Source organism: Actinoplanes sp. NPDC049802 (assembly GCF_040656595.1).
Classification (GTDB): Bacteria; Actinomycetota; Actinomycetes; order Mycobacteriales; family Micromonosporaceae; genus Actinoplanes.
The window spans coordinates 215,660-227,070 of record NZ_JBFAMR010000004.1 but is presented as its reverse complement, the minus strand read 5'-3'; the positions used below and the strand labels follow the sequence as shown (position 1 = coordinate 227,070).

Annotated in this window: 10 protein-coding genes; 7 read left to right on the top strand and 3 right to left on the bottom strand. The window is 71.9% G+C overall.

From position 1 onward, the window contains the following. Positions 1–192: 192 nt before the first annotated feature. The 3 genes from AB0I88_RS04980 (at position 193) to AB0I88_RS04970 (ending at position 3,569) form a co-directional block, all read left to right on the top strand. Positions 193–1,464 (top strand): DUF1343 domain-containing protein, encoded by a 1,272-nt coding sequence (locus AB0I88_RS04980; protein WP_361018396.1) that lies wholly within the window; start codon positions 193–195, stop codon positions 1,462–1,464. Between the two features lie 195 nt (positions 1,465–1,659). Continuing rightward, positions 1,660–2,574 carry a nitrilase-related carbon-nitrogen hydrolase gene (locus tag AB0I88_RS04975; RefSeq protein ID WP_361018394.1) on the top strand — a complete coding sequence of 305 codons (915 nt, stop codon included), beginning with the start codon at positions 1,660–1,662 and terminating at the stop codon, positions 2,572–2,574. 8 nt (positions 2,575–2,582) lie between these two features. Beyond that, on the top strand, positions 2,583–3,569 hold the full coding sequence (locus AB0I88_RS04970) for an agmatine deiminase family protein (RefSeq protein WP_361018391.1): 987 nt from the start codon (positions 2,583–2,585) through the stop codon (positions 3,567–3,569). Here the strand turns inward: AB0I88_RS04970 and AB0I88_RS04965 are convergent. Next, on the bottom strand, positions 3,564–4,502 hold the full coding sequence (locus AB0I88_RS04965; protein WP_361018388.1) for a sensor histidine kinase: 939 nt from the start codon (positions 4,500–4,502) through the stop codon (positions 3,564–3,566). The genes AB0I88_RS04970 and AB0I88_RS04965 overlap by 6 nt on opposite strands. Next, positions 4,499–5,332, bottom strand: coding sequence for an MEDS domain-containing protein (locus AB0I88_RS04960; RefSeq protein ID WP_361018385.1), 834 nt, complete (start codon positions 5,330–5,332; stop codon positions 4,499–4,501). Before AB0I88_RS04960 ends, AB0I88_RS04965 begins: the two co-directional genes overlap by 4 nt. A 142-nt stretch (positions 5,333–5,474) precedes the next feature. On the opposite strand from AB0I88_RS04960, the gene AB0I88_RS04955 reads away from it, so the two are divergent. After that, positions 5,475–5,831 carry a hypothetical protein gene (locus AB0I88_RS04955; protein WP_361018382.1) on the top strand — a complete coding sequence of 119 codons (357 nt, stop codon included), beginning with the start codon at positions 5,475–5,477 and terminating at the stop codon, positions 5,829–5,831. Positions 5,832–5,925: 94 nt separating this feature from the next. Continuing rightward, a complete protein-coding gene (locus AB0I88_RS04950; RefSeq protein WP_361018379.1) occupies positions 5,926–6,936 on the top strand; it encodes a LacI family DNA-binding transcriptional regulator in 1,011 nt (336 codons plus the stop codon). Positions 6,937–6,947: 11 nt separating this feature from the next. Here AB0I88_RS04950 and AB0I88_RS04945 read toward each other — a convergent pair whose 3' ends face one another. Continuing rightward, a complete protein-coding gene (locus AB0I88_RS04945) occupies positions 6,948–8,192 on the bottom strand; it encodes an FAD-dependent oxidoreductase (RefSeq protein WP_361018376.1) in 1,245 nt (414 codons plus the stop codon). Between the two features lie 155 nt (positions 8,193–8,347). On the opposite strand from AB0I88_RS04945, the gene AB0I88_RS04940 reads away from it, so the two are divergent. Both AB0I88_RS04940 and pntB read left to right on the top strand, forming a co-directional pair. Further along, a complete protein-coding gene (locus AB0I88_RS04940; protein ID WP_361018373.1) occupies positions 8,348–9,892 on the top strand; it encodes a Re/Si-specific NAD(P)(+) transhydrogenase subunit alpha in 1,545 nt (514 codons plus the stop codon). 4 nt (positions 9,893–9,896) lie between these two features. Beyond that, complete coding sequence (gene pntB / locus AB0I88_RS04935; RefSeq protein WP_361018370.1) at positions 9,897–11,336, top strand: Re/Si-specific NAD(P)(+) transhydrogenase subunit beta; 1,440 nt, start codon at positions 9,897–9,899, stop codon at positions 11,334–11,336. Positions 11,337–11,411: the final 75 nt, after the last annotated feature.

Here is an 11,411-nt window from a genome sequence, read left to right as displayed (position 1 = left end):
TGCCGGTGATCACGCCACCGGCCGCCGCGCTGCGGCGACATGGACGGCAGCAACGGCTCCAGCCGCATCCAGTCCTGATCAGTCAGATCACCAGCCACAACACGCCAACGATCGACCACGGTCATCCGTGATGATCCGTCAGATGCGCTCTAGCCTTTAAACCGTCGTATTGGGCTGTTTTCGGGGGTTTTGGTGAGGCGACGGGGCATGCTGGCGGCGGCCGGCGTGGCGGTGCTGGGGCCGGGTGGCGCGGCCGGGACGGCACCGGTTGGGAAGGGGCCGGTCGAGAACGTGCCGGTGCGCGTGCGTACCGGAATGGACCGGCTTGCGGGCGAGGGGTGGGCGAGGCTGCGGGGCGAGACCGTCGGCGTGGTCTCGAATCTGACCGCGGTGGATCGCGAGTACCGGCATCTCGTCGACCGGATGCACGCGGCCGGGGTGAGGATCGGCGGGATCTTCGGGCCGGAGCACGGGTTTCGCGGGGCGGCACCGGCCGGGGGCGGGGCGGCGAAGGCGATCGACGCGCGGACGGGCCTGACCGTGTACGACGGCTACCGCGCCACCGACGAGGATTGGGCGCGGCTGTTCGAGGAGGCAGCGGTTCGGACCGTGGTGTTCGACATGCAGGATGTCGGCGCCCGGTTCTACACCTACATCTGGACGCTGTACGACTCGATGGCCGGTGCCGCCCGGCGTGGGCTGCGGTATGTGGTGCTGGACCGGCCGAATCCGATCGGTGGGCGGGCGGGCGGCCCAGGGCTGGATCCGGCGTTCGCGTCCGGGGTGGGCCGGCGGGAGATCGTTCTGCGGCACGGTATGACGGTCGGGGAGCTGGCCCGGTTCTTTCAGGGTGAGTGGCTGCCGCGTGTGCGGCTGGAAGTGGTCGGGTGCGAGGGCTGGCACGGTGGCCTGTTCGCGCGGGACACCGACGTGCCGTGGGTGATGCCGAGCCCGAACATGCCGACGCCGGACACGGCGCTGGTGTATCCGGGGACCTGTCTGTTCGAGGGGGTGGCGTCGCTGTCGGAGGGCCGGGGGACGACGCGCCCGTTCGAGCTGGCCGGGGCGCCGGGGTTCGATCATCGGTGGCGGGATCGGGTGGCCGCCCATGATCTGGCGGGCGCCGAGTTCCGGGAGGCGTACTTCGAGCCGCGGGTCGGCGAGTTCGAGGGCCGGTTGTGTGCGGGTGTGGAGGTGCGGGTCAGTGATCAGGTGTCGTTCGATCCGATCCGGGTGGCGGTGACGATGCTGTTCGAGGCTCGGAGGTTTCCCGGGTTCGCGTGGCGGGACGACGGTGGTACGCGGCCGTATTTCGTGGATCTGCTGGCCGGCGGTTCCCGGTTGCGGACCATGCTCGACGCGGGTGCGGCGCCGGCCGAGGTGGCCGGGAGCTGGCGGGACGAGGTGGAGGCGTTCGAGAGGCGCCGTCGGCCCTATCTGCTTTATCGGCGCCCGTCCGCTTGAGGGGGTGGGTGGGCAGGTCAGCCCGGTGGGCGCGTCGCCGGGCTCGACCCGGCGGGTGCTCGCGGGGTGCGGGCGGGGCGGGGTTGGTGCGGTTGGGGGCTGTTCAGCGCGTACCGGAAAGGGTTGTCGGTGAGCCGGATGGGGTGGCGGGCCTGGCTGGGGTGGCGGGGACCTGGCCGCGTGCGAGGATGAGCCGTGGAACTGATTCGGTCCGCGGTGTTGGGCTCGCCCGCTCGTGTCGAGGAGCCGTCGCGGCCGCCGTTGCGGGTCGGGCTGGTTCAGCATCGGTGGCGGGCGGACGCCGCCGAGCTGCGGAGAGTCCTCGCCGGCGGGATCGCGGCGGCGGCCGGGGCCGGGGCTCGTGTGGTGTTCCTGCCGGAGTTGACGTTGTCGCGGTATCCGGCTTTCGAGGAGCCCACGGGCAGGCCGGTGGACCTGGCGGAGGATCTGGAGACGGGTCCGACGGCGGGGTTCGCGGCCGCGATGGCGACGCGGCACGGTGTGTTCGTGCACGCGTCGCTCTATGAGCGGGCCGATCTGGGTGACGGCCTCGGCTACAACACCGCGATTCTGCTGGACCCGTCCGGTGTGGTCGTGGCGAGGACCCGCAAGACGCATATTCCGGTGACCGAGGGTTATGTCGAGGACAGGTATTTTCGGCCGGGTCCGGCGGGTGACGCCTATCCGGTGCACCGGTTCCTGGGCGCCGGGATCGGCATGCCGACCTGCTGGGACGAGTGGTTTCCGGAGGTGGCCCGGCTGTACGCGCTGGGCGGCGCCGATCTGCTGGCCTACCCGACGGCGATCGGTTCGGAGCCCGACCATCCGGATTTCGACACCCAGCCGCTGTGGCAGCAGGTGATCGTCGGGAACGCCATCGCGAACGGGCTGTTCATGGTGGTGCCGAACCGTACCGGTGACGAGGGCCGGATCACCTTCTACGGTTCGTCGTTCATCACCGACCCGTACGGGCGGATCCTGGTGCGGGCGCCGCGTGACGCCGAGGCGGTGCTGGTGGCCGATCTGGACCTAGACCAGCGCAAGGATTGGCTGACGTTGTTCCCGTTCCTGCGTACCCGGCGCCCGGACACGTACGGGGGTCTGGTGTGACGTGGCGGATGCCGGCCGAGACGGAGCCGCACACCCGCACCTGGATGGCGTGGCCGTCGTCGGGTTACACGCTCGGTGACGACCCGGATGAGGCACGCCGGGCGTGGGCGTCGGTGGCGCTGGCGGTCGCCGAGTTCGAGCCGGTTGGCATGGTGGTGGATCCGGGTGCGGTCGCTGTGGCGCGTAGGTGGCTGGGTGGCGCTGTCGAGTTCTTCGAGGCGCCGCTCGACGACGCCTGGATGCGTGATTCCGGTCCGACGTTCGTGGTCGGCCCGGACGGGCTGGGCGCGGTGGACTGGGTGTTCAACGGCTGGGGTCAGCAGAGTTGGGCGGCGTGGGAGCGGGATGCGCGGGTCGCCCGGCGGGTGGCCGAGTGGGCGGGCGCCACGGTCATCGGTTCGGAGATGGTCAACGAGGGTGGCGGGATCCATGTCGACGGGCGGGGGACGGTGCTGGTCACCGAGACGGTGCAGCTCGATCCGGGCCGTAATCCGGGGTGGACGCGGCAGCGGGTCGAGGGTGAGCTGCGCCGGACCCTCGGTGCCGAGAGGGTGGTGTGGCTGCCGCGTGGTCTGACCCGCGATTACGGTGAGTTCGGGACGCGGGGGCATGTCGACATCGTTGCCACGATGACGGCGCCGGGGACGGTGTTGTTGCATGTCCAGCCGGATCCGCGGCATCCCGATCATGTGCTGGGCCCGGTGTTGCGGGCCGCTTTCCCGGCGGATTGGACGATTCTGGACCTGCCCGCGCCGGAGGGTTTGGAGGACGGGGCGGGGCCGGTTGATCATTCGTATGTCAATCATCTGGTGTGCAACGCCGGGGTGGTCGCGTGCACGTTCGGTGATCCGCGCGACGCCGCGGCGCTGGACATTCTGGCCGCCGCCTACCCCGGTCGGCGGGTGGTCGGTGTCGACGCCCGGGTGATCTTCGCGCGCGGGGGTGGGATCCACTGCATCACCCAGCAGGAACCCGCGGTGCCGGGTGGGTCATAGGTCGATGTGCAGGCGGATGCTGGTGCCGTCGGCGCCGGTGTGGATGCGAACCAGGTCGCACAGCCGGTTCGCCAGGATCAGGCCACGGCCGCCCTCGACGTCGGCTGGTGGCGGCACCCGGCCGGCGAGGGGATCGGCCAGGTAGCCGTGGTCGTCGATCTGGCAGACCAGGCGGCCGGCCTCCGTCCACACGCTTACGGTGCCGGCGGCGCCGGTGTGGGCGATCGTGTTCTCGGCGAGTTCGTTGACGGCGATCAGCAGGTCGTCGCCGCGGTCCGGGTCCAGGCCGGCGGTTTCGGCGGCGATGAACCGGCGGACGGCGGCCAGGTCGGTGGCGTGCCGGTAGGCCAGGGTCGCGGCCGTCACCGGGACCTTCGGTAGCGGCTGGTTGAAGGCGGCGGCCGTCATGTAGGGGTCGTCGTACCACGGGCTGGGCCGCCGGCCGCCGCCGACGATCATCACCGGGTGGGTGCGCCACGCGTCGCGTACTCGGGCCGGTTCCAGTGCGCCGGTGTCGTACGGGCAGAGGATCGCGGCGTCGCGGGTGGCGAACACCGCGTTGATCAGTGCTTCGTGGGCGGCGCACGCCGGGTATTCCAGGTCGGTGCGGCCGGGCCAGACCGGTTCGCCGACGATCGACACGCGGCGGCGGGGGTGGGCGTCCGCGAACGCGAGCAGCACTGCGGGGATGATCCGGCCCGGATTGCGGCCGGCCACCGTCATGTCGGCGAACGCGATCCGGTCGGCCAGGTCGGCGAGCGCGCCGCGCAGCAGGTCGAGGTTCGGCGGTGGGACGGCGACCAGGACGGCGTCGCCGGCGTCCGTCGCCTCGCGGACGAAGGTGGTGACTCCGGACAGGTATTGGGCGCGGCTGTCGTAGAGGAGGCCCGGATGGTCGAAGACCGCGCCGTCGCCGGTGGCGGTCAGGGTCATGCGGTCGGCTCCGGGGTCTGGTCCGTGGTGGTCAGCGTCAGCAGCCGGCGTATCGCGGGGGAGGCGCCCACCAGCCGTAGCCGGGGTGTGCGTGCGGCCGTCCGGGTCAGCAGCCGGATCGCGGCGGCGTCGGCGAACCGCAGGCCGGACATGTCCACGGTGAGCGGGCCGCTGTGGCCGGGGGTGTCGTCGGCCAGGTTTTCCAGCAGGGCCGACAGTGCCTGCCGGTTCGACAGGTCGGCCTCGCCGTGCAGGGCGAGGCCCGGTGGGTCGCCGGTCCGGACGGCGCGCAGCAGCGGTGCGGTCGCGGGGTGGGAGTCGTGGTCGATGGTGGCCGGATGGGAGCGGCAGATGCGGTCCAGGTCGGTGCCGGTGAACAGCCGCCGATCGTAGAGGCACACGGCCATCGCGAAGCCGTCGGCGAAGACTCTGTTCACCTGGGCCTCGTACCACTGCAGGCGGTCGGCGCCGGGGACCGGCCGGGCCGCCCAGGACATGTCGCCGGCGGCTCGCAGGCCCCGGAATCCGTCCGCGCGGGCCTGCTGCGCCTCGGTGCGCCAGCCGGCGATGGTGGCCTGGGGGTCGAAGACGCCGGATGCCAGGTAGCTCTGCTCCGGGGTGGCCATGCGTAGGCGGCCGGCGGCGATGGCGCCGGGAAAGGCGGCGGCGATCCGCGGTTCGTCGGCGCCGAAGTAGAGGATCCGGTGGCTGTCGCGCAGACCCGCCCGCACGAACGTGAACAGGGCGCGGGTCTTCTCGGCGTCGTCGTCGAAGAGCACACACGCGTGGTCGCCGAGCCGCAGGCGATCGAGCGAATCGATCGCGACCATGCCGCACCCCCACCGGTCGTCCCCTCAGCCGACTCTACTGCCTGGAATCGGCCGTCACCTGAACGAGGGGTGCCGGGAACCCGGATGGCACAAGATCACGACTACCGGTCCGGTACGGCCGTTTCCCGACCGAGGAGAACCGATGACGTCGAGCCTTCCCGACCTGAGCGCCTACATCCCGCAGCGGTCCATGCCGGACGCCGAGTTCGAGGGCGCCACCGTGCCCGGGCTGCGCGCCGACTTCTACCGCCGGCCCGACGGTGATCGTGTGGCCTCCGTCGGCCGCTACCGCTATCAGGGCCGCGACGTGCTGTTGGCGTGGGGCTACGTGGACGAGGGACATTGCCGCCGGCACGCCGTCCACGACCCGGACCACGGGTGGCAGGAGGCCGTCGACGGCTGCCCCGAGGTTCGCCTGGTCCGCGACGGCGACGGGCCGGTCGTCGGCTTCGAGGTTCGTGCGCCCGGCGGCCGGTGGCTGCGCACCCCCGGCCGCTGAACCCGGGCGCTCGGCCTCTTCGGCGCGGCTCGGCGAGTTTGGGCGTACGAGAAAAGGGGTTGTGGGGTGGGATGGCCGCTGCAAGGGTGGCGGGATGGCGGATGCTTCCGGGCAGCGGGCGACGATCGCCGCGATCGCGCGGGCCGCGAAGGTCTCGCCGGCGACCGTGTCGAAGGTGTGGAACGGACGGTCCGACGTGTCCGAGGCCACCCGGCAGCGGGTCGAGGCGCTGTTGCGCGAGCACGACTACCGGGCGCGGGCGACGCGGGCGCCCGCGTCGGCCGGTGTGATCGACGTGGTCTTCCCGGAGCTCGACTGCGACTGGGAGGGTGAGCACATCCGGGGCATCGAGGCGGTCGGCCGGGCTGCCGGGGTGCGGACGGTGGTGTCGTCTCTGGAGCGGGGCGGCGCGGCGCAGCGGCAGTTGGTGTCGCGGTTGCGTGCCGGGCGCACCGACGGGGTGATTCTCGCGGGTGTGACGGGGGCCGGTCCGCTGGTGGCGGTGCTGCGGCGGATGGGGGTGCCGGTCGTCGGGCTGGAGCCGGCCCGGTCGGCGGCGCCCGACCTGCCGGCGGTCGACGCGGCGAACTGGGCGGGTGCCCGGATCGCGACGAGGCATCTGCTGGGGCTGGGGCACCGGCGGATCGCGGTGATCACGGGGGTGGATCAGCTGTTGTGCAGCCGGGCGCGGCTGGACGGCTTCTTCGCGGCGCACGACGAGTTCGGGGTGTCGCCGGATCCGGGCCTGATCGAGCGCGGCGACTTCGACTTCCCGTCGGGGGTGGCGGCCGGGGGCCGGCTGCTGGACCGGCCGGATCCGCCGACGGCGGTTTTCGCGTGCAGCGACCACATGGCGCTCGGCGTCTACGAGGCGGCCCGGCGGCGGCGTGTGCCGATTCCCGGGCGGCTCAGTGTGGTCGGTTTCGACGATCTGCCGGCGGCCCGGTGGGCGGCGCCGCCGCTGACGACGGTGTTGCAGCCGCTGCGTGCGATGGGCCGTCTCGCCGCCGAGACGATTCTGGCGCTGGCCGGTGCCGGCCCGGCTCCGGGCCGGTCCAGGCTCGACACCGAGCTGGTCGTCCGATCGAGCACCGCGTCCCGGTGAGGCGGCCGGGTTCAGGCGGTGACGCCCACGGCCCGCGCGAGGATCGCCGTGGTCCGGGCGGTGACTTCGGCGTCGGGGCCGGACCACAGGGTGTCCAGCCAGGGGCCGGCGAACAGGCCGACCAGCGTGGGCGTCCCGTCGGCGGCGGTGGCGTCCAGCCATTCGCTCACACAGTTGTGGCCGGGCCCGTGCAGGCGGTAGTAGCCGGCCGGGTGGGGCGGCCAGAAACGGCGGTCGAAGCGGAGGATCACTTTCTCCACCCGGCCCATTCCGAGCCGCTGCAGGGCGGTGCGGTGTGTGGCGGGCAGTGGCGGGTCGAAGGTGATCCCACCGCCGGCGAGCACGCCGACCGGCGCGGTGACGATCGCCGCGTCCGCCCGCAGGTTGCGGGTGTCGCCGGACACGGTCACGCCGTCGGCGTCGAGGCGGATGTGGTCCACCGGCTGGTTCAGGTGGATGTCCAGGCCGTCGGCGAGGTGCTCGATCAGCGGGCGGTAGCCGCCCACGATCCACCGGTCGCCTTCGCCGACGCCGGGTTCGAAGCCGTGCCGGGCGCTCAGCCACGACAGCGGCGCGCCCGAATCCATCACGATCTCCGCGTCGACGAACCGGCGGATGTCGTCGGGGGACCATGTGCCCGGATCGGCCAGCCAGTCGTCCAGCACGTCGGCGATTCCGGCGTGTTCGGCGGCTGCGGCGAGTCGCGTGCGAAGTTCCTGTTCCAGGCCTTTCGGGGTGGTGTGGGGGGTGCCGAGTACGAGCGGGTCGGTGAAGTCGGTCGGGACCATCGGCAGTTCCAGCCGTTCGGCGAGCCGGGCCAGGATGTTGTCGTGGTACTGCTGCAGCCAATTGGCGCCCAGATCGAATCCGAAGCCGCCGACCTCGGCCGGCGCGGTTCGGCCCCCGATCCGGTTCCGGGCTTCGAGGACGCGTGTCCGGATGCCACTGTCGGTCAGCGTGCGTGCCGCCGCCAGGCCCGCGACGCCGGCGCCGATCACCGCCACCCGGGAGTGTCCCAGCTCGGCGGCCCACGCCGCGGCGCGGGCACCTTCCTCGTACGCCCCGTGCGTCATCGCCGCGCGGGTGGCGTGGGTGGCCTCTCCCGCGAGTTTGAGGCGTGATCCGATCGGGATGCCGAGGTCGGTGCGGTGCCGTGGTGTGCCGCCCCGGCCGATGAGGCTCCACGATCCGCGCGCGAAGGGGTCGTCACCCCAGCGCGACACCGCCGACGCAACCACCCATTGCAAGATCGACATGCTCGGCAGCGTACGTCAGGCGGCATGATGGAGACGGTGGGGCCGCCGTGGCGTATGTGGCGTGATCGATGCCTTGGCCCTGAAGTCTGGTCAATGGCGTACTGGTGGGTAACAATCACTCGGCGTTGAACTGCGGGCGCGCGTCGAACGTTTTCATGGTCAACATCTATCGAGGAGTCGACGTGGATATCGGGGTAATCAGGGACCCGGATCCGGGTGAACGGCGGGTGGCCGCCACCCCGGCCACCGTGGCACAGCTGGTCAAGCTGGGCTACCAGGTCGTGGTGGAGCCGGGAGCGGGCGCCGCCGCGTCGTTCTCCGACGAGGCGTTCGCCGAGGCCGGCGCCACCATCGGCGACGCGCTGACCGCCGACATCGTTTTCACGGTCAACCCGCCGGACGCGCCACGGCTGGACAAACTCGCCGAGGGCGCCACCCTGATCGGGATGCTCAACCCGCGGCTGAGCCCGGAACTGGTCGAGGACCTGGCCCGCCGCCCGATCACCGCCCTGTCGATGGACGCGGTGCCGCGCATCTCCCGCGCCCAGTCGCTGGACGTGCTGTCGTCGATGGCCAACATCGCCGGCTACCGGGCGGTCGTCGAGGCGGCGCACGCCTTCGGCCGCTTCTTCACCGGCCAGGTCACCGCGGCCGGCAAGGTCCCGCCGGCGAAGGTGCTGGTCGCCGGCGCCGGGGTGGCCGGGCTCGCGGCGATCGGCGCGGCCGGCAGCCTGGGCGCCGTCGTGCGGGCCACCGACCCGCGCCCGGAGGTCGCCGACCAGGTCCGCTCGCTGGGCGGCGAGTACCTGTCGGTGGAGGCCGCCGACGTCGAGGTCTCCGCGACCGGGTACGCCAAGGAGATGTCCGACGACTACAACGAGCGAGCCGCCCGCCTCTACGCCGAACAGGCCAAAGAGGTCGACATCATCATCACCACGGCGCTGATCCCGGGCCGGCCGGCACCGCGCCTGATCACCGCGCAGATGGTGGACGGGATGAAGGCCGGCAGCGTCATCGTCGACATGGCCGCGGCCAGCGGCGGCAACGTCGAGGGCTCGGTCGCCGGCGAGGTGGTGGTCACCGCGGGCGGCGTCACCATCATCGGCTACACCGACCTGGCCGGCCGCCTGCCCGCCCAGGCCTCCCAGCTGTACGGCACCAACCTGGTCAACCTCATGAAGCTGATGACCCCGGAGAAGGACGGGCAGCTCGTCCTCGACTTCGACGACGTGGTCCAGCGGTCGATCACCGTGGTCCGCGACGGCGAGCTGACCTGGCCGCCGCCCCCGGTCGCCGTGTCGGCCACGCCCGCCGCCGCCCCGGCAGCGGTGGCCGCCCCGGTCACGCCGAAGCGCAAGCCGCTGCCGAGGATGCCGCTGGTCGGCGCGGGGGCGGGCGCGCTGTTCCTGCTCACGGCGCTGGCCCCGGCCGCCCTGCGCGGGCACCTCACGGTCTTCGCGCTGGCCATCGTGATCGGCTACTACGTGATCGGGCACGTGCACCACGCGCTGCACACCCCGCTCATGTCGGTCACCAACGCGATCTCCGGCATCATCATCGTCGGCGCCCTGCTCCAGCTCGGACACGGCGGCTCCCTGGTGACCGCGCTGTCGTTCGTCGCGATTCTGCTGGCCGGCATCAACGTCTTCGGCGGTTTCGCGGTGACCCGCCGCATGCTCGCCATGTTCACCAGGAGCTGACCCGATGACCATCGAAACGGCGGCACAGGCCGCGTACATCGTCGCTGCGCTGCTCTTCATCCTGGCGCTGGCCGGGCTGTCCAAGCACGAGACCGCCAAGGCCGGCAACACCTTCGGCATCGCCGGCATGACCCTGGCCCTGATCGCCACCGTCGGCCTGGCCATCGACGGCGCGATCAGCGCCACCGAACTGGCGCTGCTGCTGGTGGCCGTCCTGATCGGCGCGGCGATCGGCCTCTACCGGGCCGCCAAGGTCGAGATGACCGGCATGCCCGAGCTGATCGCCCTGCTGCACAGCTTCGTCGGTCTCGCCGCGGTGCTGGTCGGCTGGAACGGCTACCTGCACGTCGAGGCCCACCTGGACGGCGCCGAGGCGCGGACCCTGGACACGCTCGGCATGCTCGGCATCCACAGCGCCGAGGTCTTCATCGGCGTCTTCATCGGCGCCGTCACGTTCACCGGCTCGATCGTGGCGTACCTCAAACTCTCCGCCAAGATCAAGTCGAGTCCGCTCATGCTGCCCGGCAAGAACCTGCTCAACCTGGGCGCGCTGGCGGTCTTCGTGGTGCTCACCGCGTGGTTCGTGATCCAGCCGCAACTGTGGCTGCTGATCGCGGTCACCGTGATCGCCTTCGCGCTCGGCTGGCACCTGGTCGCCTCGATCGGCGGCGGCGACATGCCGGTGGTCGTGTCGATGCTCAACAGCTACTCCGGCTGGGCCGCCGCGGCCGCCGGGTTCCTGCTGGAGAACGACCTGCTCATCGTCACCGGCGCGCTGGTCGGCTCGTCCGGCGCCTACCTGTCGTTCATCATGTGCAAGGCCATGAACCGGTCGTTCATCTCGGTGATCGCCGGCGGCTTCGGCATCGAGGCCGGCCCGGCCGACGCCAAGGAGTACGGCGAACACCGCGAGATCAACGCCGAGGGCGTGGCGGACATGCTCGCCGCGGCGAGCACGGTGATCATCACCCCCGGGTACGGCATGGCCGTGGCCCAGGCCCAGTACGGCGTCGCCGAACTCACCCGGGTGCTGCGCGAGCGCGGCGTGGACGTGCGTTTCGGCATCCACCCGGTCGCCGGGCGCCTGCCGGGCCACATGAACGTGCTGCTCGCCGAGGCGCGCGTGCCGTACGACATCGTCCTGGAGATGGACGAGATCAACGACGATTTCGCGGGCACGTCGGTCGTGCTGGTCATCGGCGCCAACGACACGGTCAACCCGGCCGCCACCGATGACCCGTCCAGCCCGATCGCCGGCATGCCGGTGCTCAAGGTGTGGGAGGCCGACGACGTCATCGTCTTCAAACGGTCGATGGCCGCCGGGTACGCCGGCGTCCAGAACCCACTGTTCTTCCGCGACAACACGGCGATGCTCTTCGGCGACGCCAAGGATCGCGTCGAGGACATCCTGCGGGCCGTCACGGAGCGCGCCGGCGCCCGCTGAGACCCACGACGCCCCGGCCCCGCCGGCGGGGCCGGGGCGTCACGGTCCGGAGAACCCCGCGCCTCGGCCCGGCGG

Coding starts and splice junctions, on each gene's coding strand:
- AB0I88_RS04940 (WP_361018373.1), top strand. CDS start 8,348: ATGGTCAACATCTATCGAGGAGTCGACGTGGATATCGGGGTAATCAGG.
- AB0I88_RS04960 (WP_361018385.1), bottom strand. CDS start 5,332: ATGGTCGCGATCGATTCGCTCGATCGCCTGCGGCTCGGCGACCACGCG.
- AB0I88_RS04970 (WP_361018391.1), top strand. CDS start 2,583: ATGCCGGCCGAGACGGAGCCGCACACCCGCACCTGGATGGCGTGGCCG.
- AB0I88_RS04955 (WP_361018382.1), top strand. CDS start 5,475: ATGACGTCGAGCCTTCCCGACCTGAGCGCCTACATCCCGCAGCGGTCC.
- AB0I88_RS04950 (WP_361018379.1), top strand. CDS start 5,926: ATGGCGGATGCTTCCGGGCAGCGGGCGACGATCGCCGCGATCGCGCGG.
- AB0I88_RS04965 (WP_361018388.1), bottom strand. CDS start 4,502: ATGACCCTGACCGCCACCGGCGACGGCGCGGTCTTCGACCATCCGGGC.
- pntB (WP_361018370.1), top strand. CDS start 9,897: ATGACCATCGAAACGGCGGCACAGGCCGCGTACATCGTCGCTGCGCTG.
- AB0I88_RS04945 (WP_361018376.1), bottom strand. CDS start 8,192: ATGTCGATCTTGCAATGGGTGGTTGCGTCGGCGGTGTCGCGCTGGGGT.